The sequence below is a fragment of the Burkholderia sp. Bp9140 genome, assembly GCF_003853425.1.
GTDB lineage: Bacteria > Pseudomonadota > Gammaproteobacteria > Burkholderiales > Burkholderiaceae > Burkholderia.
This window is the reverse complement of sequence record NZ_QTPQ01000001.1, coordinates 33,613-55,997: the sequence shown is the minus strand read 5'-3', so window position 1 is coordinate 55,997 and position 22,385 is coordinate 33,613. Positions and strand designations below refer to the sequence as shown.

Genomic DNA, 22,385 nt, shown 5'->3' with positions numbered 1-22,385 from the left:
GTTCGGCACACGGCCCGCGTGATCACGGATGCCAGCGATACACGACGAGGCTCGACCCGTTGTAGTTGTCCTTCGTGATCACGTATTCGCCACTCGAGCGCAGGTACGCACGGATGCCGTACATCGAGTCGACGTCGTTGCCCACGTCCATCGCCGCCGTGTTGGAGTTCGTCAGCGTGGTGACGAGATTGCCGGTGTTCAGGTCGAACACGTCGACGTTCGGCACCGTGTGCACGTAGCCGACGAACAGGTAGTGGCCGGCCGCCGCCATCGATTTCGGGTTCGCGCTCGTCAGGTTGATCGCCACGTTCGGCGTGCTCGTGTTGCCCGCCTTCCAGCCGCGATAGACCTCGATGTGCCCGTTCATCGCGGTCCAGTCCCAGCTGCCGGAGATGCCCTGCGCGAGGATCATCGTGTCGCTGTCGGCCTGGTAGATGATCCGCGTGAGCGGCAGCGCGGTGCGCGGGATCGGGATCTGCGTCGGCTTGCCCCATGTCGGCTTGCCGGTCGCGTCGAAACCCGTCATCGGATAGTGCGAGATGTTGTTGGTGCGATCGAGCCCGGCCCATACGTCGCCGTGGTCGTCGAGCGCGAAACCGGCCGTCACCTGCAGGTTCGTGTTGAACGGCTTGCCGGGGATCGAGCCGTCCGGAATCGCGATATAGCCGCTCGCGCTGTTGAAGTGATAGAGGTTGTAGTTGCCCGGGTTCTGCCCGGTCGCGACGAGCATCCGGGTGCCGTTCACCAGCGCGAGCTGACCGAAATGCTGGCCGCGCTGGTAGTCGTTCATGTTGAGGCGCGGGTCCTTCGGGTAGGTGAACGGATCGATCGTGTTCGCGACGAACGTGCCGCCCGCCGTGCCGGTATACACGTTGTTGCCGCTGTAGAAGAACGCACCGTCGGTCGCCGGGTCGGGCGCGGCAGCCGCCTCGAAGTTCAGCGCCTGCAGCTTCCATTGCAGCACGCCCGTCGGGCCGTACGAATGGAGGTCGGTGCTGCCGTTACGCCCGAGATCCCAGCCGCCGCCCCACGCGTTGTTGAGCACGTACAGGTTACCGGCCGCGTCCTTGCCGATGCCCGCGACGCGCGTGAAGCGCTTGTCGCCGACCTGCCCCTTGATGCCCGACGTCGTGTCGAGATAGCCGCCCTGCACGCCGAACGTGCCGATCTGCGCGGGCTGGCCGGCAAGCGCGTAGACCTTGATGTTCATGTCGGGGCCTTCGTCGCCCACCAGCAACTGCCCGCGCGGCGCATCGAAATACAGCGACGCCGGCCGCGCGCGGGCCGCCATCTGGATCGTGTTCATCGCCGTGCCGGTCGGGCTGAACTGCGCGACGAGGCCCGCGCTCTTGCGCGCGACCCACAGGTTGCCGCCCGCGTCGAGCGCCAGCGCGCCGGGCCCCGATACGCCGATGTCGCGCTGCCACACGCCGTCCGTCGTGTAGACGCGCACGCGGTTGCCGTAGAAGTCGCTCACGTACAGCAGGTTGCCGGTCGTCGCGAGGCCCGTGATCACGTCCGCGTACTGGATGCCCGTCCACGTGCTGACCGGAATGCGCAGGTCGCGCTGGTTCGTGCTGCGGTTGTAGCGGCCGACCGAGCCGCTGCCGAACGTGCGGTTGTAGCCGAGCGCGACGAACAGCGAGTTCGCGTTGCCGGTGATCGCGCCGCCATGGAATTCGTCATGGATGCCGATCGTGCCGAGCGTCTGCCCGTTCTGGTAGATCGCGACGCCGCCCGCGTTCTCGTCCCAGCGCGATGCCGTATAGATCACGCCCTCGGGCGCGACCCACAGCGAGCGAGCGCCGTTGCCGACATGCGCGGCCAGCGTGCCGAACGTGTTCGCGAGCCAGTCTGTCGTGTATTGCGCCTGGGCGTGACTGACCGGCGCCAGCATCGCCATGCACAACCCAAGCAATGCCGCGCGAATTTGTTTCGATACCATGAATGATGCTCCCGGACGATCGTTTCTCGACACTCTAATTCGCCGCATATGAAATATCGGTGATTTTTGAAAAAAACCGTTCATTTCCACTGCGAACTACTCGTTACGTTCTTTTACCGCGCAACGCTGGTCGACCAACGATGAGGCATGCCGGGACCGGCACCGTACCTCCCCGTCCGGCAGCGCTGTTGCGATTCGTCATCGCCGGCATTTTGTTCCGAATCCCCCGATGCAGACGCGTCATTTTTTCTGATGCGCCCGCATTGAATATTCATTGCCGGAAAATCGTATCGATGATTACAAATCGAAATTGAAATGAAAGAGAAAAAATATTATCCGGTGCATGCTGCATTGCGCGATCGAGCGTGCGGGATGCATGCCGCATTGCCGGGAAAATCGTGAACAAGCGAAGTAAGGCGTGCGTGGCGGAACGCCGTTGCCGCTGAAGATGGAGACAGGGAGAAGATGCGCCGCGCGCGCGGTCTCCTGCGTCTCCTGGAAAAAGGTCGCGACAGCATGGGCGGCGAGCCGTGCGACCGGCGGCCCGCATCGCGCGCGGGCGGCCGGTCACGCACGTGACGTCAGAACTTCTGGCGCAGCCCGAGACTCACGATCGCCTGCGAACGCGAGTCGGACGAGTGGCCGTTCGCCTTGTCCGACACCGACGCGGTCGCGGCCACCGGCCGGCCGAGCGCGTCGAGCGTCGTGCCGGACGCATGCTGGTACGCGCCGAGCAGGTACACGCTGGTGCGCTTCGACAGGTCGTAGACCGCGCCGAGCGTGACGTTGTGGTACTGCGCACGGTTGTCGATGCCGTCGACGTCGCTGCCGCGCGTATAGCTGTAGCCGGCGAACAGCCGCGTCTGCGGCTGCACGTTCCAGCGCGTGAACACGCCCGCGACGTTGAAGGTCGCATGGCCGCTGAACAGCGACTGCGCACCGCTGCGGTACTGCACGTTGCTGTAGTTCACGCCGACCACGGCCGGGCCGAAGTCGTACGTCGCGCCGGTCGCGATGACCTGCTGCGACTGCGCGCTCGCATAGCCCTCGTTGATCGACGAGTTGAACAGGCCGTCGTCGGTGCTCCGCCACTTGCCCGTAGTCGGGTCGGTCGCGCCCGTCTTGCTGTTGTCCGAGCGTTCGAAGCCGACGCCCACGCGCAGCGGCCCCGCCGCGTACGCCGCGCCGACGCTCCACGTGTTGCGCTGCTTCATGCTGCCCGGCTGGCCGCCGAAGCCGTACAGCGCGCCGAACGTGAAGCCCGAGTAGTTCGCGCTCGTGTACTTGATCGAGCTGTCGACGCGCGCGGTCTGGTCGAGATCGTCGATGTCGCCCGGATGCGCGCCGAAGCCGCCGATGAACGACGACGGGCCGACCGGGCTCACGAAGTCGTCGAGCGACGTGTACTGGCGGCCGAGCGTGACCGTGCCATAGCGGTCGCTGCCGACACCGACGAACGCCTGGCGGCCGAACTGGCGGCCGCCCTGGCCCGACGTGCCGTTGGTGATGTCGAAGCCGTTCTCGAGCACGAACAGCGCGCGCATCCCGCCGCCGAGATCCTCGGAACCCTTGATGCCCCAGCGGCTGCCGGACAGGTTGCCGGTGGTCAGGCCGACATCCGAATGCCCGGTGTAGGCGCCCGGCGAGCCGACCCGTTCGTTGCTGCGATAGGTCACGCCCGCGTCGACGATGCCGTACAGCGTGACGGAGCCTTGCGCGGAGGCGATGCCCGCGAGCGAGAGCAGCAGCGGTGCTGCGATCAGTTGCTTGTTCATGGTTTTAGCGTCTCCGGGCGTGAACCCGTTGTTCTATGCGAGTAGCGCGTGCGCTCGGCGAGATCCGCCGGCATGCGAGGCCGGCGGCGTCCGCACGCGGGAATGCGCGCATGCGACAAGGCGCGCGCGACGTCGCGGCGGGCAAGCCCGCTGCGGCCCGCCATGGTAGTTGGAACCGGTTCCTGTCGATAGCGCAATAATGAAAACAGCTTCTTGCCAATATCGAGATAATGGGTCGCGCAGCGAACGTCCCTGTACAGCGCGGGGACGCGCACTCGATAATCGAGCGCGCACCTGCTACCGGGAGCCTCCGTCATGCATGAAACGACCCTGCTGATCTTCGCCGCCGTCGCGTTCGTCGGAATCGCGACGCCCGGCCCGACCGTGCTGCTCGCGCTGACCAACGGCTCGCGCTACGGCGTGCGCCGCGCGGCCTACGGCTTCGCCGGCGCGATGCTGTCCGACTTCGTGCTGATCGTCGCGGTCGCGCTCGGCCTCGGCGCGCTGCTGATGGCGTCGGCGTTCTGGTTCTCGGTGGTGAAATGGCTCGGCGCCGCCTATCTCGCGTACGTCGGCATCCGGCTGCTCACGTCGAAGGGCTCGCTCGACGTCGCCGCCGCGCACGGCGGCGCGACGCCCGAACGCAACGCGTCGATCTTCGCGAAAAGCTTCCTGACCGCGGTGACGAATCCGAAGGGCTATCTGTTCTTCTCCGCGTTCCTGCCGCAGTTCCTCGATCCGTCCGCGCCGCTCGCGCCGCAGTACGTCGCGCTCGCAGTCACGTTCGCGTTGCTCGACGGCGCGGTGATGTTCGGCTACGCGCTGCTCGGCGCACGCGCGGTGCGGCTGCTGAAGCGCTCGGGCGCCCTGTGGCTCGAACGCACGTGCGGCGCGATGCTGCTCGCGCTGGCCGGGTCGCTTGCGCTGTACCGGCGTCATGCCGCGTAGCGGCATCGGCATGCGCGCCGCATCGTTCGCAACGCGTGCGCGATGAGAATCGGCGCGCCGCCCCGCTCCGGCTTCCCCGGCCTGTCGCTCCGGCAGCTCGACCGCACGGACCTCTCGCCGTCGACGCGATTGGACGCGCCACGCCGAATTGGCGACAATCGCCGTTCCCCGCATCGACTGCCTCGCCATGAAAATCGCCGCGCTGTCCGACATCCACGGCAATCTCGCCGCGCTCGACGCGGTGCTCGACGACGTACGCCGCCGCGGCGCCGACCTGATCGTCAACCTCGGCGACATCGTATCGGGCGCGCTCCATCCGGCCGAAACGGCCGACCGCCTGATCGCGCTCGACCTGCCGACCATCAAGGGCAATCACGAACGGCAACTGCTGACCGGCGATCGCGACACGATGCGGCTGTCCGATCGCTGGGCGCACGACACGCTGCGCGACGACCATCGCGCGTGGATCGCCGCATTGCCCGAACGCCTGACGCTCGGCGACGACGTGCTGATGGTGCACGGCACGCCCGCCAGCGACCTCGCCTATTTCCTCGAAACGGTGACGCCCGACGGCTGCCGCGCGGCGACGCCCGATGAAATCGCGCGGCGCGCGGGCGACGCGCCGACCTCGCTGATCCTGTGCGGCCACACGCATGTGCCGCGCATCGCGAAGCTCGACGACGGCCGTCTGATCGTCAACCCGGGCAGCGTCGGCCTGCAGGCGTACACGGACGATCAACCGCATCCGCACCGGATCGAAACGGGCTCGCCGCATGCGCGCTACGCGATGGTGTCGCGCACGCCGGCCGGCTGGCACGCCGAATTCCACGCGGTCGAATACGACTGGCACACGGCCGCCGCCACTGCAGCAACGCGCGGCCGCGACGACTGGAGCGTCGCGCTGCGCACCGGCCGGTGCTGACGCATCGCCGCCGCCTGCCGCTCACCCTGCTACGTTCACCGGACAACCGTTTCGCCATCGACGCGCATGTGCAGCGCGACGGATGCCGCCCGTTTCGACTCGACGTCCGCGACACCCGTGACGTCTCCGCACGCGGCGTCGCATCACGCATCACGCATCACGCGGCATTCGCCAGCGTCAGCCGCGCTTCGAGTCCGCCGCCATCCGGCCGGTTGCGCAACGTGAGCGTGCCGCCCATCGCGAGCGCAAGCTGCCGCGCGATCGCGAGGCCGAGCCCCGTGCCGCCCGTCTCGCGATTGCGCGACGTCTCCACGCGCCGGAACGGTTCGAACACCGCGTCGAGCTGGTCGTCCGGAATACCGGGCCCGCGATCGAGCACCGCAATGACCGCACCGCCGCCCGGCGCCGCCTGCACGTCGATCTCGGCCGCGCCGGCGAACTTCAGCGCGTTGTCGACGAGGTTGCCGACGATCCGGCGCAGCGCCTTCGGCCGCGTGACGAGCGCGAGCGGCCCGCCGCCGTGCAGCGCGACGTCCTGCCCCGCATCCGTGTAATCGCACACGATGCTGTCGAGCAGCGCATCGAGATCGATGCGGCGCGCGGCCTCTTCCGTGCCGTGCAGCGTGCGCGCATACGCGACGCCCTCCTTCACCAGATGCTCCATCTCGAGCAGGTCCTGGCGCAGCTTCGCGCCCTGCACGTCGTCGTCCATCGTGTCGACGCGCAGCCGCATCCGCGTGATCGGCGTCTGCAGGTCGTGCGAAATCGACGCGAGGATCTGCATGCGTTCGGCCATGTACTGCGCGATGCGGTCCTGCATCGCGTTGAACGCCCGCGCGGCGCGCGCGACCTCGGATGGCCCGTCCTCGTTCAGGCGCTCGCCCTTCAGGTCGGGGCCGAGCGCGTCGGCCGCCTGCGCGAGCTGGTTCAGTGGCCGCGTCGCGAGCCGCACCGCGAGCCAGCAGCATGCGGCCAGCACCGCGAGCTGCAGCGCGAGGACGTAAGGCAGCCAGCCCGACAGCGGCACCGTCGACATCGGCTGGATGTCGATCGTCAGCGGCGAGCCGTCGGTCAGGCGCAGATGCACCTGCAGATGCTCGCGATCGCCGGGGATCGCGTTCGCGGTCAGCGGGTAGTCGCCGCCGATGCCGTCCGAGATCGAGCGCTCGACGCGCGCGGACAGTCGCGCCTCGGCTGGCGTGCCCGTCTCGCCGGGGCCGAGGATGAACGCATAGCTGCGCCGTGCGAGACGCGGCAGCCACGCGGCGCGCTGGTCGGGCGGCAGGTGGTCGAGCAGCGCGACCGAGCTCGCGACCTCGCGCTCGATGTAGCCCATCATCAGGTTGGTGGTCGCCTGGTCGCGCTCGGTCATCGTGAGCCAGAACGACAGCGTCTGCGCGAGCGCGAGGCCCACGCACAGGATCAGCGCGAGCCGCGCGAACAGCGAGCGCGGCCAGTGCCACAGGGTGCGCGCGCTCATGCGTCGCCTTCGACGGCAGTCACGGCCGACGAGAACACGTAGCCCTCGTTGCGCAGCGTCTTGATGTAGCGCGGCTCGCGCGCGCCGTCGCGCAGCCGCTGGCGCAGCCGGCTCACGAGCAGGTCGATCGACCGGTCGAACGGATCGGACTGGCGGCCCTGCGTGAGGTTGAGCAACTGGTCGCGCGTCAGCACGCGCTGCGGATTGTCGAGGAACACGCGCAGCAGCCGGTACTCGGCGCCGCTCAGCGCCACCAGCGTGCCCTCGGTGTCGAGCAGATGACGCCCCGTCGTGTCGAGCCGCCATTCGCCGAACGCGAGCATCGCGGCCGTCTCCGTCACCTGCATGCCGGGCGGCAGCATGCGCGCGCGGCGCAGCACCGAGCGGATCCGCGCGAGCAGCTCGCGCACCGCGAACGGCTTCGCGAGATAGTCGTCGGCGCCCATCTCGAGGCCGATGATGCGGTCGGTTTCCTCGCCGCGCGCGGTCAGCATCAGCACCGGCACCGTGCGGAACCTGCCGGCGCGCAGATCGCGGCACAGCGTGAGACCGTCCTCGCCGGGCAGCATCAGGTCCAGCACGATCAGGTCGGGCGCGCCGTCGTCGAGCACGTTGCGCATCTCGCGGCCGTTCGCGGCGAGCGACACGCGCATGCCGTTCTTCTCGAGGTAGTCCGCGATCAGTTCGCGGATCGCGCGATCGTCGTCGACGATCAGTACGTGGTCGATCTTGTCCATGAGTCGGTGTCGTTGTCGTGAGGTTCCGGCTGGCGATGTCCGCTTTTATACCGCACCGCGGTCACGCGTTTGTATCCCAATGTATCGCGCCGCCGCGACGACATACAACATTGCACACGCACGGCTTGCCGGACACACCGCAGATACGTCGGCGCGGCCCAATGAGGGCTGTCGAAACCTGTCCGGCCCACACGCTCGCGCGGCGGCCGGCCGAACCGGAGAATCGCCATGCTGCCCAGACTCAAGACCGCCGCCCTCGTGATCGCCCTCGCCGCCACGGCCGGGCTCGCCGCGTTCGCCGGCACCCGCGACGACGCGGGCATGACCGCCTCGCTGGCCGGCACGCCGGCGCCCGACTTCACCGGTATCGAACGCTGGCACAACAGCGCACCGCTCAAGCTCGACCAGCTGCGCGGCAAGGTCGTGCTGGTCGATTTCTGGACGTACTCGTGCATCAACTGCATTCATACGATTCCGTACGTGAACGAGTGGTACCGGAAGTATCGCGACCAGGGGCTCGTCGTGGTCGGCGTGCATACGCCCGAGTATCCGTTCGAGCGCGATGCGAAGAACGTCGCCGATGCGCTCAAGCGCTTCGGCATCCAGTATCCGGTCGCGCAGGACAACCGCTACGACACGTGGCGCGCGTACGGCAACCAGTACTGGCCCGCGCTGTACCTGATCGACGCGAACGGGAAGGTCGTCTATACGCGGTATGGCGAGGGCGGATATGACAAGACGGAGGCGGCGATTCGCGGGGCGCTGGCGCAGGCGAAGGCGGGAAACGAAACGAAGAACGCGACGCGGACGCAGTAGCGTGGGCCGGCGGGGGCACGGCTTGCGCCCCCGTGCGATTCACCGCCGCTCACCCCCGCTTCGCCTCCGCTTCCGCCAGCATCGCCTCCCCGATCGCGAGATTCCCGTTCGCGATCAGCGCGTCGCCCGCACCGCGAATATCGTCGACCGCCTTGTTCTGCCCGAGCTTGCGCTTGCCGACCAGCCGCGTGATCTCGATCTGCAGCCCGACGATCGACTGCAGCATCGTGTCGAGATAGTCCTTCGGCGCGTCGGCCATCTTCCACGGCGCCGGCTGCGACGCCTCGTGCGTGCGCGTCAGCCGCGCGACCACGCCGCGCACGAACTTCTCGTCGTCGCGCACGGTGATGCGGCCTTGTGCATGCACGGCCACGTAGTTCCACGTCGGCACCTGCCGATGCGCGACGTGCTTGCTCGGGTACCAGTTCGGCGAGATGTACGCATCGCCGGCGCGGAAGGTCACGAGCACCTCGTCGCCGTTCGCGACGTCCTGCCAGACCGGATTCGCACGCGCGACGTGCGCATGCAGCTCGTCAGGGCCGCCGTCGCCCGGCAGCAGTTCGAACGGGAGGTGGTTCGCGTCGAGCCCGCTCTTCCCGTGCGTGACCAGGGTGCCGAACGGATGCTGGACGATCAGTTCGCGCAGCACGTCGGGACGGGATTCGGCGAATTCGGCGGGGACATACATGGCGGCTCCACGGTCGGACAGGGTTCGGAGGGAACAGGCCGGGAACCGGCCCGTCATGCCCCGATTGTGATCGCTAACTGGTTTATGCTGTAGAGCCGGTTTAGAAAATTTTCAGCAGACCAGAATCATGGCCAGAACCGCCCGGATCGTCGAAATCCCGTCGCTCGGCGCGCTCGACCGCGCAGCCGGCGACCTGAGCCGCCAGCTCGCGCAGGCGTTGCGGGACGCGGTGCGCCGCGGCGACGTGCGGCCCGGCGACACGCTGCCGTCCACGCGGCTGCTCGCGGCATCACTCCAGGTTGCGCGCGGCACCGTCGTCGACGCCTATGCGCAGCTCGTCGCCGAAGGCTTCCTGGAGTCGCGCGGCGGCGCCGGCACGCGGGTCGCGAACGCGCTGGCCGAGCCATCGCCGCCAGCGGGCGACCCACCCGCCGCCCGCCAGCGCGTCGCGCACGCCGGCCTGCCCGAACCGGCCGCGACGTTCGCGCGGATCGCCCGCGAATTCCGTCCGCTGCCGGCCGTGCCGTTCGCGATCTCGGTGCCGGTCGGGCTCACCGCGCCCGACGACATCTGGCGCCGGCTCGGCAACCGGCTGCGCGCCCGCGGCGCCGGTGCGCCGTCCGGTTATGCGGATCCGCAAGGCGCGCTGCCGCTGCGCGAAGCGATCGCCGATTACGTGCGCCGCTCGCGCTCGGTGCGCTGCAGCGCCGATCAGGTCGTGATCACGAGTGGCACGCAACAGGGGCTGCACCTCGCGAGCCAGCTGCTGCTCGGCCCGAACGATCGCGCGTGGGTCGAGAATCCCGCCTATCGCGGCATCACCGCGCTGCTCGAGAGCACCGGGCGGCGCGACGCGATGGTCCGCGTGCCGGTCGACGCGGACGGCATCGACGTCGAGGCCGGCATCCATCTCGCGCCGAACGCACGTGCGGCGTTCGTCACGCCGTCGCACCAGTACCCGCTCGGGATGCCGATGAGCATGGCGCGGCGCAACGCGCTGCTCGGCTGGGCGCGTACGCATCGCGCGTGGGTGGTCGAGGACGATTACGACAGCGAGCTGCGCTACGAAGGCTATCCGTTTCCGTCGCTGCAAGGGCTCGATCCCGACCGGGTGGTCTATCTCGGCACGTTCAGCAAGATCCTGTTCCCGTCGCTGCGGCTCGGCTACGTGATCGCGCCCGACGACCTCGTGCCCGCGTTCTGCGGCGCGCGCGTGCTGATGGATCGCCACGCGCCGACCGCCGATCAGCACGTGCTCGCCGCCTTCATCGCGGAAGGCCATCTCGACCGCCACATTCGCCGCGTGCGCGGCGTCTACGCGGAACAGCGCGCGCTGCTGATCGACACGCTCGGCGCGCGGCTGCCGCGCGAACTCGCCTGGGTGCAACCGGGCGACCAGGGGATGCACGTCGTGCTGTGGCTCGCGCAAGGGATCGACGATCTCGACGTGGTGGCACGCGCCGCGCAGGCGGGCGTCGCGGTGCGCGCGGTGTCGCCGATGTTCGCGCCCGGCACCGCGCGCCCCGGGCTCGTGCTCGGCTTCGGCGGGTTCGATCGCGCGCGGGTGGAAGCGGCCGCGCAGCGGCTCGCGGACGTGGTCGGCGACGCAGCGGCCGGTAATTCGTCGGATGAATCGCGACGATTACACGGTCAAAAGTTGTCCACGGGCAACAAACGTAATCGTCTGTAACTCCTGCAAGAAAACGGGCTTTTTGGCCAGGGGCAACGCCGCGCGGTTTGCTAGGATCGCGCCTTTTCCGCTCGCGCTCCTGCCGCCGTGAATCGCTTCGTGCCGTTTCTTCGCAATCTGTGGCTTCGCTGCCGCGCCGGCGCCCGCGCGCTGGGCGCCGGCGCGTGGCATCGCCTGCGCCACCCGACGCGCCGCGGCGTCGCGTTGACGCTCGCCGCGATACCGGTGCTCGGCCTGCTGGTCCTGCTCGCGTTCGTGCCGTTCACGCCGAGCATCGGCGACATCCGCAAGGCGCGCATCGACCGACCCGCGCGCGTGCTGTCGGCCGACGGTCAGCTGATCGCCGAGTTCCGGCCCGTCAACCGCGAATGGGTGCCGCTCAAGCAGATCTCGCCGCACATGGTCAACGCGCTGATCGCGACCGAGGACCACCGCTTCTACGCGCATCACGGCATCGACTGGCGCCGCACGCTCGCGGCCGGGCTGCATACGTTCTCGGGCAGCCGCCAGGGCGGCTCGACGATCACCCAGCAACTCGCGCGCAACCTGTATCCGGATGAAGTCGGCCGCGCGCCGACGCTCACGCGCAAGATGAAGGAGCTGATCACCGCGTTCAAGATCGAGACGGTGTACAGCAAGGACGAGATCCTCGAGACCTACCTGAACACCGTGCCGTTCCTGTACAACGCGTACGGCGTCGAAATGGCCGCGCGCACCTATTTCGGCAAATCGGCGGACCAGCTCGACATCGTCGAGAGCGCGACGCTCGTCGGGATGCTGAAGGGCAACAGCTACTACAACCCGGTGCTGAATCCGGAGCGCGCGGTCCAGCGCCGCAACATCGTGCTCGCGCGGATGGCGGCGATGGGCATGCTGTCGCCGCAGCAACTCGCGAAATTGCAGCGCCGGCCGCTGCGCGTCGACTTCGAGCCGCAGACCGCGCAGCCGGGCCCCGCCCCGCACTTCGCGGTGCAGCTGCGCAAGTGGCTGATCGCCTGGGCCGACCGCAACAACTACGACCTCTACTCGGACGGCCTCGTCGTGCGCACGACACTCGATGCGCAGCTGCAGGACATGGCGACGCAAGCGCTGACGCAGCAAACCGATCGCCTGCAGGCGATCGCCGACAGCGCGTGGCACAACCCGTCCGGCTGCGGACTGCGCAACGACCTGTTCCGCGGCTTCATCCGGCAGACGCCCGACTATCGCGCTGCGCGCGACGCGGGGCTCGCCGATGCGGCGGCGCTGAAGCAACTCGGCGCGAATCGCGCGTTCATGCGCGCGCTGTGCGAGCGCAAGACGCAGGTCCAGGCCGGCTTCGTCGCGATCGATCCGCGCAATGGCGCGATCCGCGCGTGGGTCGGCAGCCCCGATTTCGGCAGCGAGCCGTTCGATCACGTCGTCCAGGCGCGGCGCCAGCCGGGCTCGACGTTCAAGCCGTTCGTCTATGGCGCCGCGTTCGCGGACGGGATGCGGCCGGGCGATACGTTCGTCGATCGCTCCGTCGCGATCCCGATCGGCGCGCACGCGGTGTGGCGACCGACCGATGCCGAGCCGCCGACGGACGCGCCGATGACGCTGCGCGACGCGCTTGCCCTGTCGCGCAATCGCATCACCGCGCAGGTGATGCAGCGCGAAGGCGCGCCCAGGGTCGCGCAGATCGCACGCGCAATGGGCGTGCGCGACAGCCCGCTCGACGCGGTGCCGTCGCTCGCGCTCGGTACGAGCCCCGTCACGCTGAAGGAAATGGTGTCCGCGTACGGGACGATCGCGAATCGCGGCGTGTATGTCGCGCCGCAGATGATCACGCGCATCGAGGATCGCGACGGCAAGGTGCTCGCCGCATTCGGCAGCGCGCTGCCCGAACGCGCGTTACCGGTGGCCGCGGCCCAGACGCTGGTCGACGTGATGCGCGGCGTCGTCGATTACGGGACCGGTGCCGACATCCGCTCGCGCTACGGGATTCGCATCGACGTCGCGGGCAAGACCGGCACGACGCAGGACAATACGGACGGCTGGTTCATCCTGATGCATCCGCAACTGGTGGCCGGCGCGTGGGTCGGCTTCGACGACGGCAGCGTGACGCTGCGCAGCGACTACTGGGGTGCAGGGGCGCACAGCGCGTTGCCGATCGTCGGTACGTTCTACGATGCGGCGCTGCGTGCGAGTGCGATCGATCCGCATGCGCAGTTCTCGCCCGACTTCCGGCCGCGCAGCGCACCGGCGCCGGCACCGAGGCGGCGTCCGCACCCCGGCCTGTTCGACTGGTTGAAAATTTTCCGCTGATCGTGCCGCCGGCGGTCAACGCCGGCGCGCATGACGGTTGCCCGTATTGCCGAAGCGTCTGCCCGTCGCATCATGCGCGCGGCCGGCCGATAGGGCTGGCGACGCGTTCAATCCGCCGCGAGCGTCGCGGCCAGTGCGTCGAACTCCGGCGCCCACGCCGCGCGCCACGCGGCCTTCGTCTGGTCGTCGACCCACGCGCCGTCGATCCCGTTCAGCATGAATTGCTTCAGGTCGGCGACCGTGAAGCCGAAATGGCTGAACATCAGCTCCCACGCCTCGGACGGATTCACCTTGTGCAGCGTCGGATCGTCGGTGTTCGGATGGATCTTCAGCCCGAGGCCCGGCATCTTGCGCATCGGATGCCGCTCCGCCCATTGCTCTGGCGGCAGCGTGCGGAGGTAGTACGAATTCGTCGGCACGACCGTGAAGACGATCCCGCGTTCCGCATAGCGCGCGCACAGCTCGGGGTTGTCGACGATTGTGTAGCCGTGGTCGACGCGATCGACGTGCAGCAGATCGACGGCCGTCTCCACGTTGCGCCACGGCATCCCGAACTCGCCCGCGTGCGCGGTGGTGCGGAACCCGGCCGCACGCGCGTCGCGATACGCCTTCCAGAACAGTTCCGGCGGCCGGTCGTTCTCGCGATAGTCGATCCCGATCCCCGCGACTTCGTCCGCGCGATGCGCCTTCATCCAGTCGACGATCGCGACCGCTTCGTCCGGATCCTGCTCGCGGTCGATGCTCGGAATCAGGCTGGCGCCGATCCCGAAGTCGCGCGCGGCATCGCGAATCGCCGTGACGATCGCGGCTTGCGCATCCGCATACGGAATGCCCGACACGCGCACCGTGCCCGTCGGATTCCAGAAGAATTCCGCATGCCGGACGTTGTGCGCGGCCGCATCCTCGAGATACTCGTACGCGATCCGCCGCAGGTCGTCGGGCCGCGTGAGCAGGAATTTGTCGAGCGCACGCAGCACGTGCAGCACGCCGACCGGCTTTTCGCCGCGCGCATAGAACGCGTCGATCTCCGCGCGCTCGATCGGCGCGCCGCTGCGCTCCGCGAGCGCGACGAACGTGTCGTGCCGCACCGCGCCGAGCAGGTGGCAATGCAGCTCGACCTTCGGCAGCGCGTGGAAGAAAGCCCGATGGACGGGCGTGATCTCGATGCCCGTGCGCGCGGCCGGGACGTTGCCTGGTGTTCCCTTCATTTCAGTCTCTTGTGCGGTAGTGTCGATGCGTCGCGAAAGCCGTCGCTCAGTGCGGCTTCACGACGGTCCAGAAGTAATAGCCGAGCGGCAGCGCGAGCACGACGAGCCCCCACGACACGTCGCGCCGGCGGCCGGCCAGCAGCTTGACGAGCACGTAGCACAGCAGCCCGCCGGCAATGCCGGTGCCGAAGCTGTTCGACATCAGCGTGAGCAGCACCATCGACATCACGGGCAGTGCATCGGTGAAGTCGTCGAAATGCGTATGACGGATCGTCGCGAACATCGACAGCCCGATCAGGATCAGCGCCGGCGCGGTCGCCTCCTTCGGGATCGCGAGCGCGACCGGCACGAACAGCAGCATCGCGGCGAACAGCACGGCCGCGGCCAGCGACGACAGCCCGCTGCGGCCGCCGGCCTCGACGCCCGCCGCCGATTCGATCAGCGCGGTCAACGCGGGAATGCCGAACACGGGGCCGAGCGTCGCGGCGAGCGAGTCGACCAGGAACGGCCGGTTGATGTTCGGCAGGTTCCCCTGTTCGTCGAGCAGGTTCGCCTTCGCGCCGACCGCGAGCGCGGTGCCAAGGGTCGAGAAGAATTCCGCCGCGAAGAACGCGAACAGGTACGGCGCGGCCGCGAGGGTCAGCGCGCTGCGGATGTCGAGCTTGAACGCGATCGGCGCGATGCCGTGCGGCAGCGACACGAACGACGCCGGCAAGTGCGTGACGCCGAGCGGCACGCCTGCCGCGGCCGCGACGAGCATCGCGATGAGGATCGCGCCGGGCACCTTGCGCGCCTGCAGCACGATCGCGACCGCGAGGCCGATCAGCGCGACGAGCGCGCCCGGCCGCGAGAAGTCGCCGAGCGCGAATGCGTTGGTCTTCGCGTTCGCGACGACCATCCCCGCATTGCGCAGCCCGAGCATCGTCACGAACAGGCCGATCGACGCGCCGAGCCCGAGCTTGATCTGCACCGGAATCAGCCGCATCACGACACCGCGCGCGCCGAAGATCGTCAGCAGGAAGAACAGCACGCCCGACACGCACGCGATGCCGAGGCCCGTCTGCCAGCCGACGTGTTCCGTCGTCGCGAGCGTCACGCCGACGATCACCGAGCCGCCGATGCCGGGGCCGACGAGGAACGGCAGGTTCGCATAAAGCCCCATCAGCGTGGTGAACAGCACGAACACGATGATCGTCGCGGTCGTCGCCGCGCCGCGCTCCATCCCGCCCGTCGCGAGCAGCGACGGGATCACGACGAGCAGGTACGCGGCCGCAAGAAACGACGTGATGCCCGCGATCGCCTCGGTGCGCACGCTCGTGCCGCGCGCCGCGAGCGCGAAGCGCCGTTCGAGCCAGTGGGCCGGCGTGCGCGCCGGCATCGTGTCAGTCGCTGACATGGTGATTCTCCTGTGATTCCGATTATTGTCCTGTGCCGGCTCGCGCGGCGCGGTCTTATACTGCCGCGTACCGCCTCCCGACCTTACCGTTCCGATGTCGTCCGATCGCTCGTCGCTGCTGCCCGCACTCACGTTGCGGCAGGTCCAGCACTTCGTCGTCCTTGCGCATGTGCGCAGCTTCACGCAGGCCGCGCAGGCGCTGTCGCTCACGCAGCCCGCGCTCACGGCGTCGATCCGCCAGATCGAGTTCCTGCTCGGCGGGCGCCTGTTCGCGCGCTCCGCGCACCGGCTCACGCTGACCACCGCCGGCGAGGCCGTGCTGCCGCTCGCCGAACGTCTGCTGAACCAGGCGCGCGGCACCTTCGACGACATGACGCGGCTGATCGGCGAACGCATCCAGACCGTGCGGATCGCCTTCATCCCGTCGGTCGCTGGCCGCCTGTTGCCCGCGCTCAACGCGCTGCGCGGCACGCATCCGGCGCTGCGCTTCACGCTCACCGACTTGCCCAACAGCGCACTCGTCGAAGCCGTGCGCGACAGCGTCGCGGATCTCGGCATCGGCGTGCGCGAGCCCGACGGCGACGACGGCACGCTGCGCTACCAGCAGCTCTTCGAGGACGAGATCGTGATCGTCGTGCGGCGTGACGATCCGCTCGCGGGCGCGAAGAGCGTGACGTGGGCGAAGCTCGTCGATCGCGAGCTGGCCGTGTTCGTGCGCGGCAGCGTCAGCGAATCGCTGCATCGCACCGGCGGCGCAGAGCGGCTGCGCCTGAACGTCGCGTACCGGATGGAGTACACCGAGCCGCTGTACGCGCTCGCGCGCAACGGTCTCGCGACCGCCGTGCTGCCGAGCCTCTACACGATGCATCTGCACGATCCCGAACTCGTCGCGCTGCGCGTCGAGAAACCGCGCGTCACGCGCGCGATCTCGCTGATCTCGCTCGCCGCCGACGATCGCGGCCCGCACGTGCGCACCTGCCGCGAGTGGATCGCGAAGCACATCTGATCCGGTTCGCCGCACGGCACGTCGCGTCGTTCAGGGCAGCTTCGCGATGCGCTCGACGAGCGTCGTGTAGAAGCGGTCCGCATCGACCTCGTTGATCCACGTCGCGTTCGCCGCCCGGCCACTGCGCCCGTTCCAGTCGACCACCGTCTCGCCGAGCGTCCACTGCCCGGTCGTCTCCACCACGACGTTCACCTTGCGACCGGTGAACAGCGTCGGATCGACGAGATAGCCGACTGCCGTCGGGTCGTACATCGGTGCGTCGTCGACACCACGACGCTTCTTGTTGTACGCGAGCTCGGCGTCCATGATGTCGGCGACGATCGCGCCGCAGCGGTTGCCGAGCGCGCGGAACGGCGCGACGCGCGCCGGCGTGATCGGCGCCTTCACCGCGACGTCGCGCGGCAGCACGACGATCGGCACGCCACTGCCGAACACGACTTCGGCCGCCTGCGGATCGACATAGATGTTGAATTCGGCGGCCGGCGTGATGTTGCCGCGCTCGAAGAACGCGCCGCCCATCAGCACGATTTCGCGCAACGCGCCGCGGGTCTGCGGTGCCTCGACCAGCGCGGTCGCGATGTTCGTCAGCGGGCCGAGCGCACACAGCGTCACGCTATTCGGCGCTGCCCGGCTCAGCGTATCGACGAGATACGACACCGCGTGGCCGGGCGCGAGCGGCGCGCGCGGGTCGTGCAGCGCGACGCCTTCGAGGCCGGTCTTGCCGTGCACGTTCGCGGCCGTCACGAGCTCGCGCACGAGCGGGCGCGGGCAGCCCGCGTAGACCGGCAGCGTCTTCGTGCGGCCGGCCCAGTCGCGGATGATCCGCGCATTGCGTTCGGTCAGGTCGAGCGGCACGTTGCCTGCCACGGCGGTCAGCGCGTGCACGTCGAGGCGGTCCTGCGCGCCCAGCGCGAACAGGATCGCGATGGCGTCGTCCTGCCCCGGGTCGGTATCGATGATCACCGTGCGGCGCGCGGCGTCGCCGGCCGCGAACGCGCCCGTTTCGGGCAGCAGCGCGGTGCCGGCCAGCGCGGCGGACAGTTTCAGGAAGGTGCGGCGGGATGCGATCGGATGGGTCATGGTCGGTCGGGCTCAGAAAACGTGCCGGACGCCAAGCGTCGCCATCATCTGGCGCGTGCCGGTCGAGCGTGCGTACGCGAAGATCTGCGCATGGTCCGTGTCGCCAGCCGCCTGCTGCGCAATCACCGTCAGCGCGACGTCGGTGCGTTTCGACAGGAAGTAATCGGCCTGCAGGTTCACCTGGTGCCATTTCGGCCGCTTGTCGATCACGTCGTACTTGCCGTTCGTGAACGCATACGCGGCGCCGAGAAAGAGCTGCGGCGTCATCGTGTAGACGACGTTCACGCCGAGGTTCTGCAAGTGCAGGTGCGAATTGTCGAGGTAATCGTAGCGCACGTCGGTGAACATCGCCGCGAACTGCGCGCGGCCGATCGTATAGAAGCCGCCCGTGCCCGCGATCCGCTGCCGGCTGGCATAAGCCGCCGGCGTCATCGCGCTCTTGCTGAAGATCAGCAGCGGCGACGCATAGTCGTTCGCGATCGCGCCGTCCTGGTTCGTCGCGCTGTACGGGTGGTTGTACTGCGCGTAGACCGCGCTCCAGCGCAGCGGGCCACGCTCGTAGCCGAGGCCGAAGCTGTATGCGCTGTTGTTCGCGAAGCCCGTCGCATTGCTGAAGCCGTACAGCGCCGTGAACTTCAGCCCGTAGTAGACGGGGCTCACGTACTTCACCGAGTTCTGCACGCGGATGTCGTTGTAGCCGTTGTCGTTGTCGCCGATGTTCACGCCGTTGCTCGCGATGATCACGGGCCCGATGTAGTCGTGGATCGCGTCGTACTGGCGGCCGAAGGTCAGCGACCCGTAGGTGCGGTCGGCGAGGCCGACGTAGGCCATGCGCCCGAACTCGCGGCCGTTCTGCGCGGCCGTGCCCGTCATCACGTTGAAGCCGTTCTCGAGCTGGAAGATCGCCGACAGCCCCTGCCCGAGGTCCTCCTTGCCCTTCAGCCCCCAGCGCGGGTTCTGGTTCGTGCCGGACAGCGCCTGCCAGGCGTTCTTGCCGCCCTGGTTGGTCGCGTACCCGACGCCGGCCGAGATGAGACCGTACAGCGTGATGCTGCCTTGCGCACCGGCATGGGTCGCGAAGGCGCCGAGCATCGCGAGCGGAGCGAGCTTGTAGAGAGTTTTCATGCGGGTCGTGTGGTCGATGGTGGCCCAGGCGCGGCAGGGTTCCGCGAAACTGGACGCCACTATACGAACCGCGGCCGGATAATAAAAGTTTGCTTTTCTTATGTCTCAATAAAACGAATTTATTCTCATCCTTGCGTCTCCCGCGCTGACGGACCGGCTGCCGTCAGTCCGCCGTGTCGCCGCTCTTCGGCAGCTTCGACCATGCGTTGCGTCCCGGCGCCGGCGACCAGGCCGGACGCGTCTTGCGCGCGCTGTCGATCACGACCAGGTAGCGGCCGGCGATCGGCGTGATGTCGCGATCGTGGCGCAGCACCCAGAGCGACTTGCCGGCTTCGACGCGTGCCTGATAGTCGTCGTCGAGAATGCCGTGCCGGTCGAGGAACGTGTTCAGCGAAGCCGGGATTCGCACGCAACCTTTCGAGTGCCGGATGCCGAGCAGCGGCTCGAGGCGATCGGGGTCGCTCGCGTGCATCTGGAAGCGCATCGGCGACGTGCCGCCCTTGCCCCAGCCACGCTCACCGTCCACCCAGCCGAAGTCGTAGATGCGCATGTCGCGCTTGCCGTAGCCGCGAATGCCGTTGTCGTTCGTCGTGCCTTCCGCGCGGAAGTCCATGTTGTCGGGCGAATGATGGAACACGCCGAGCGGCGTCACGAAGTGATCGTACTTGCCGGGCCAGCCGGTGCCGACCGGCGACGCACCGATGATCAGCCACGCATTGGCCGGCGTCGCGCGGAAGTAGATGAACAGCGCCTGCACGTTCGGCGCGCGGTCGACCATCGCGACGTACTCGCCGGCCAGGTCGCCGAGGTCCCCATCGGCGAGGGTATTCTGAAGGCGGTCGCCGTACGCGCGCTGTTCGTTCGCGGGCACGTTCAGGCGCCGCGTGACTTCCTGCGAGAAGCGCTTGCGCATGTCGATCGCACGCGCGGTCGCGCTCTTCGCTTCCTCGGCGGACAGCGGCGGGTGCCGGCGCGGCGGGGTCGGCACGGGCGCCTCGGCTTCGCTCGCCGGCGTGCCGGAAGCGGCCGATGCGGGCGATGCGGGCGATGCAGGTGATGCAGCCGACGCCGGCGATGCAGTGGACGCGGCGGAAGCCCCCGATGCCCCGCTGGCCGGCCACGCATGATGCGCGGCGGATGCCGCGGATGACGGCGCTGCCCCCGCCGGCACATGCGCGGGCGAAGCCGGATGCGCGGGCGATACAGTTGATGAGGATGACGTAGCAGTGGACGACGGCACGTCGGACGCGGCAAAGGCTGGCCGCTCGACAAGCACGGAGATCGGGAGAGCGGCCGCGAGCCACACGGATGCGGCAGCTGCGAGGATACGGCGACGCGGCTTGGGAACCCGCCGCGCCTGGTCGGAAAACGTCATGCGATCGAAGCCATCGGCAAAGCCAGCCGCCGCACGTTGCGAACGGCGCATCTTCCGCACGAGCCATCGATACGCCGAAGGCACGCGTGAGCCCGGCGCCGACGCCTCTTCGCGGTGGATCCGTTCGCAGTGCAATGCGTTGGGTCCGATGGCGGCTAATGAGTCGTCAGATCTTTCATTCTACCCGCGCGGACAACGATCGGCAGGGCCGAACCGCCGGTTTTGCGGCGGTTTTGCGCTTCGTCACGCCTTGTTTCAACTCGTTGCCGCTTGCTTCGCCGCCGCATGGCAGACTGTTTCGTTGGACATTCCCGGCAACATCACACTGCGGCAATGCGCCCGCATGCCGCACGCGGCACACGAGCGCGCCACCACCGCCTACTTCGAAATGGTTTCGAGCGCGATGCCTTTCGTGCGCGGCCCCATGAAGCCGATCGCGGCCATCACGATCATCATCGCGCCGGCGATGAACGAGAACACGCCGAACGTGCCGAAGCCCTTCAGCACCGCCGCGATCACGAATGACGAGAAGATCGCCGAGAAGCGGCTCCACGAATAGACGAAGCCTACCGCGCGCGCGCGGATCGACGTCGGGAACAGTTCGGCCTGGTACGCATGGTAGCTGTACGACATGATGTTGCTCGCGAGCGTGAGACCGATGCCGAGCACGATCAGGAACGCACCCGCCGTCGTCTGGCTGAACAGCAGCCCGCAGACGACGATCGCCGCCGCCATCGCGACGATCACCGACTTGCGCTCGAAGCGGTCGGCGATCACGAGGCCGATCAGCGGACCGAGCGGCGCCGCGAGCGCGATCACGCTCGAATACATGAGGCTCGACGTGACCGTGATGCCCTGCTTGATCAGCAGCGTCGGCACCCAGTTCGCGAAGCCGTAGAAGCCGACCGTCTGGAACACGTTGAAGATCGTCATCATGATCGTGCGGCTGCGATACGGCGGCACCCACATGTCGCGGAAGCTGCCGCGCGGCGGCACGGGCTCGGCCGGCGCGGGCGGCGGCAGCGGCCGGCCGTATTCGGCTTCGACCTTCGCCTCGAGCAGGCGCATGATGCGGTCGGCTTCGTCGACGCGGCCCTGCTGCGCGAGCCAGCGCGGGCTTTCGGGCAATGCGCGGCGAATCCACCACACGAACAGCGCGCCGTGCGCACCGATCAGCACGACCCAGCGCCAGCCGTCGAGGCCGAGCGGCGCGTGCGGCACGAGCAGGTACGCGAGGAACGCGACCACCGGCACCGCGACGAACCCGACCGCCTGCTCGCACGCGAACGCGCGGCCGCGGATCTGCTTCGGCACGAGTTCGGAGATATACGTGCCGATCGTGACCATCTCGACGCCGAGGCCGAGACCGACGACGAAGCGCCAGAAGTTCAGCCCGCCTGCCGTGTCCTGGAACGCCATCACGACGTTGGCGGCCGTGTACCACAGCAGCGACCACGTGAAGATCGCGCGGCGGCCGAAGCGGTCCGCGAGGAAGCCGCATGCGATCGTGCCGATGAAGAGGCCGGCGAACAGCGCGGCGATGAAGCTCGCGACGCCCGTGGTGCCGAACAGGCCGTGCGTCGTCGCGGACAGGATCCCGCTTTTCACGAGGCCCGGCGCGACGTAGCCGCTGTACAGCAGATCGTAGAGTTCGAAGAAGAAGCCGAGGCTCAGCAGCACGACGAGTTTCCAGACGCTGCGGGTCGGCGGCAGGCGGTCGAGGCGGGCCGATATCGAGCCGGCGTCGATGGAAGAGGACGAGGCGGCTGCCTGTGGAAAGCTGTCCGTTGAGACCATCGTGGTCGTGTCTCCTGATCGTGTCGTGTGTTGTTGTCCGGCGGCAGCGGGCCGCCGTCGGGCGATTCGCTGCATTGTACCGGCACGCCGCGCGGGCCGCGTCACGTGGCG

At 68.4% G+C, this 22,385-nt stretch carries 17 protein-coding genes; 6 read left to right on the top strand and 11 right to left on the bottom strand.

Features of this window, described 5'->3' with window-relative positions:
• Window positions 1-22: 22 nt before the first annotated feature.
• Together DIE21_RS00240 and DIE21_RS00235 are read right to left on the bottom strand one after the other, a co-directional pair.
• Entirely contained in the window at window positions 23-1,945 is a 1,923-nt protein-coding gene (locus DIE21_RS00240; protein WP_124494905.1) for an SMP-30/gluconolactonase/LRE family protein, read from the bottom strand.
• Between the two features lie 581 nt (window positions 1,946-2,526).
• A complete protein-coding gene (locus DIE21_RS00235) occupies window positions 2,527-3,720 on the bottom strand; it encodes a porin (RefSeq protein ID WP_124494903.1) in 1,194 nt (397 codons plus the stop codon).
• Window positions 3,721-4,035: 315 nt separating this feature from the next.
• Between DIE21_RS00235 and DIE21_RS00230 the strand changes: the two genes are divergently transcribed.
• Complete coding sequence (locus DIE21_RS00230) at window positions 4,036-4,668, top strand: LysE family translocator (protein WP_124494901.1); 633 nt, start codon at window positions 4,036-4,038, stop codon at window positions 4,666-4,668.
• A gap of 187 nt (window positions 4,669-4,855) precedes the next feature.
• Window positions 4,856-5,590, top strand: coding sequence for a metallophosphoesterase (locus DIE21_RS00225; RefSeq protein WP_124494899.1), 735 nt, complete (start codon window positions 4,856-4,858; stop codon window positions 5,588-5,590).
• A gap of 157 nt (window positions 5,591-5,747) precedes the next feature.
• Here DIE21_RS00225 and DIE21_RS00220 read toward each other — a convergent pair whose 3' ends face one another.
• Window positions 5,748-7,070: an ATP-binding protein gene (locus tag DIE21_RS00220; protein WP_124494897.1), complete on the bottom strand. Its 1,323-nt coding sequence runs from the start codon at window positions 7,068-7,070 to the stop codon at window positions 5,748-5,750.
• Entirely contained in the window at window positions 7,067-7,807 is a 741-nt protein-coding gene (locus tag DIE21_RS00215) for a response regulator (RefSeq protein WP_124494894.1), read from the bottom strand. The genes DIE21_RS00220 and DIE21_RS00215 overlap by 4 nt, the downstream gene beginning before the upstream one ends.
• Window positions 7,808-8,035: 228 nt before the next feature.
• Here DIE21_RS00215 and DIE21_RS00205 point away from each other — a divergent pair, with 228 nt between their 5' ends.
• Entirely contained in the window at window positions 8,036-8,623 is a 588-nt protein-coding gene (locus tag DIE21_RS00205; RefSeq protein ID WP_124494890.1) for a thioredoxin family protein, read from the top strand.
• Window positions 8,624-8,672: 49 nt separating this feature from the next.
• On the opposite strand, the gene DIE21_RS00200 is transcribed toward DIE21_RS00205, so the two are convergent.
• The gene (locus DIE21_RS00200) at window positions 8,673-9,311 is read right to left on the bottom strand and encodes an FMN-binding negative transcriptional regulator (protein WP_124494888.1); all 639 of its coding nucleotides are present in this window, start codon (window positions 9,309-9,311) and stop codon (window positions 8,673-8,675) included.
• 127 nt (window positions 9,312-9,438) lie between these two features.
• On the opposite strand from DIE21_RS00200, the gene DIE21_RS00195 reads away from it, so the two are divergent.
• Both DIE21_RS00195 and DIE21_RS00190 read left to right on the top strand, forming a co-directional pair.
• A complete protein-coding gene (locus DIE21_RS00195; RefSeq protein WP_260426778.1) occupies window positions 9,439-11,001 on the top strand; it encodes a PLP-dependent aminotransferase family protein in 1,563 nt (520 codons plus the stop codon).
• Window positions 11,002-11,088: 87 nt separating this feature from the next.
• A complete protein-coding gene (locus tag DIE21_RS00190) occupies window positions 11,089-13,287 on the top strand; it encodes a penicillin-binding protein 1A (protein ID WP_124494886.1) in 2,199 nt (732 codons plus the stop codon).
• A gap of 107 nt (window positions 13,288-13,394) precedes the next feature.
• Here DIE21_RS00190 and add read toward each other — a convergent pair whose 3' ends face one another.
• Both add and DIE21_RS00180 read right to left on the bottom strand, forming a co-directional pair.
• Window positions 13,395-14,495, bottom strand: a complete 1,101-nt coding sequence (gene add / locus DIE21_RS00185; protein WP_124494884.1) for an adenosine deaminase — start codon at window positions 14,493-14,495, stop codon at window positions 13,395-13,397.
• A 46-nt stretch (window positions 14,496-14,541) separates the two neighbouring features.
• Entirely contained in the window at window positions 14,542-15,891 is a 1,350-nt protein-coding gene (locus DIE21_RS00180; protein WP_124494882.1) for an NCS2 family permease, read from the bottom strand.
• Window positions 15,892-15,985: 94 nt separating this feature from the next.
• On the opposite strand from DIE21_RS00180, the gene DIE21_RS00175 reads away from it, so the two are divergent.
• Window positions 15,986-16,897 carry a LysR family transcriptional regulator gene (locus tag DIE21_RS00175; RefSeq protein ID WP_124494880.1) on the top strand — a complete coding sequence of 304 codons (912 nt, stop codon included), beginning with the start codon at window positions 15,986-15,988 and terminating at the stop codon, window positions 16,895-16,897.
• A 30-nt stretch (window positions 16,898-16,927) separates the two neighbouring features.
• Here DIE21_RS00175 and DIE21_RS00170 read toward each other — a convergent pair whose 3' ends face one another.
• The 4 genes from DIE21_RS00170 to DIE21_RS00155 form a co-directional block, all read right to left on the bottom strand.
• Window positions 16,928-17,977, bottom strand: coding sequence for a nucleoside hydrolase (locus DIE21_RS00170; protein ID WP_124494878.1), 1,050 nt, complete (start codon window positions 17,975-17,977; stop codon window positions 16,928-16,930).
• A gap of 12 nt (window positions 17,978-17,989) precedes the next feature.
• On the bottom strand, window positions 17,990-19,102 hold the full coding sequence (locus DIE21_RS00165) for a porin (protein WP_124494876.1): 1,113 nt from the start codon (window positions 19,100-19,102) through the stop codon (window positions 17,990-17,992).
• A 163-nt stretch (window positions 19,103-19,265) separates the two neighbouring features.
• Window positions 19,266-20,528: a hypothetical protein gene (locus DIE21_RS00160; protein WP_124494874.1), complete on the bottom strand. Its 1,263-nt coding sequence runs from the start codon at window positions 20,526-20,528 to the stop codon at window positions 19,266-19,268.
• Window positions 20,529-20,855: 327 nt separating this feature from the next.
• Window positions 20,856-22,274: an MFS transporter gene (locus DIE21_RS00155; RefSeq protein WP_124494872.1), complete on the bottom strand. Its 1,419-nt coding sequence runs from the start codon at window positions 22,272-22,274 to the stop codon at window positions 20,856-20,858.
• Between the last annotated feature and the right edge of the window lie 111 nt (window positions 22,275-22,385).

What these genes read in the sequence shown, in the direction of transcription:
- DIE21_RS00240 (WP_124494905.1), bottom strand. Translation starts at nt 1,945, where the DNA reads ATGGTATCGAAACAAATTCGCGCGGCATTGCTTGGGTTGTGCATGGCG.
- DIE21_RS00235 (WP_124494903.1), bottom strand. Translation starts at nt 3,720, where the DNA reads ATGAACAAGCAACTGATCGCAGCACCGCTGCTGCTCTCGCTCGCGGGC.
- DIE21_RS00230 (WP_124494901.1), top strand. Translation starts at nt 4,036, where the DNA reads ATGCATGAAACGACCCTGCTGATCTTCGCCGCCGTCGCGTTCGTCGGA.
- DIE21_RS00225 (WP_124494899.1), top strand. Translation starts at nt 4,856, where the DNA reads ATGAAAATCGCCGCGCTGTCCGACATCCACGGCAATCTCGCCGCGCTC.
- DIE21_RS00220 (WP_124494897.1), bottom strand. Translation starts at nt 7,070, where the DNA reads ATGAGCGCGCGCACCCTGTGGCACTGGCCGCGCTCGCTGTTCGCGCGG.
- DIE21_RS00215 (WP_124494894.1), bottom strand. Translation starts at nt 7,807, where the DNA reads ATGGACAAGATCGACCACGTACTGATCGTCGACGACGATCGCGCGATC.
- DIE21_RS00205 (WP_124494890.1), top strand. Translation starts at nt 8,036, where the DNA reads ATGCTGCCCAGACTCAAGACCGCCGCCCTCGTGATCGCCCTCGCCGCC.
- DIE21_RS00200 (WP_124494888.1), bottom strand. Translation starts at nt 9,311, where the DNA reads ATGTATGTCCCCGCCGAATTCGCCGAATCCCGTCCCGACGTGCTGCGC.
- DIE21_RS00195 (WP_260426778.1), top strand. Translation starts at nt 9,439, where the DNA reads ATGGCCAGAACCGCCCGGATCGTCGAAATCCCGTCGCTCGGCGCGCTC.
- add (WP_124494884.1), bottom strand. Translation starts at nt 14,495, where the DNA reads ATGAAGGGAACACCAGGCAACGTCCCGGCCGCGCGCACGGGCATCGAG.
- DIE21_RS00180 (WP_124494882.1), bottom strand. Translation starts at nt 15,891, where the DNA reads ATGTCAGCGACTGACACGATGCCGGCGCGCACGCCGGCCCACTGGCTC.
- DIE21_RS00175 (WP_124494880.1), top strand. Translation starts at nt 15,986, where the DNA reads ATGTCGTCCGATCGCTCGTCGCTGCTGCCCGCACTCACGTTGCGGCAG.
- DIE21_RS00170 (WP_124494878.1), bottom strand. Translation starts at nt 17,977, where the DNA reads ATGACCCATCCGATCGCATCCCGCCGCACCTTCCTGAAACTGTCCGCC.
- DIE21_RS00165 (WP_124494876.1), bottom strand. Translation starts at nt 19,102, where the DNA reads ATGAAAACTCTCTACAAGCTCGCTCCGCTCGCGATGCTCGGCGCCTTC.
- DIE21_RS00160 (WP_124494874.1), bottom strand. Translation starts at nt 20,528, where the DNA reads ATGCGCCGTTCGCAACGTGCGGCGGCTGGCTTTGCCGATGGCTTCGAT.
- DIE21_RS00155 (WP_124494872.1), bottom strand. Translation starts at nt 22,274, where the DNA reads ATGGTCTCAACGGACAGCTTTCCACAGGCAGCCGCCTCGTCCTCTTCC.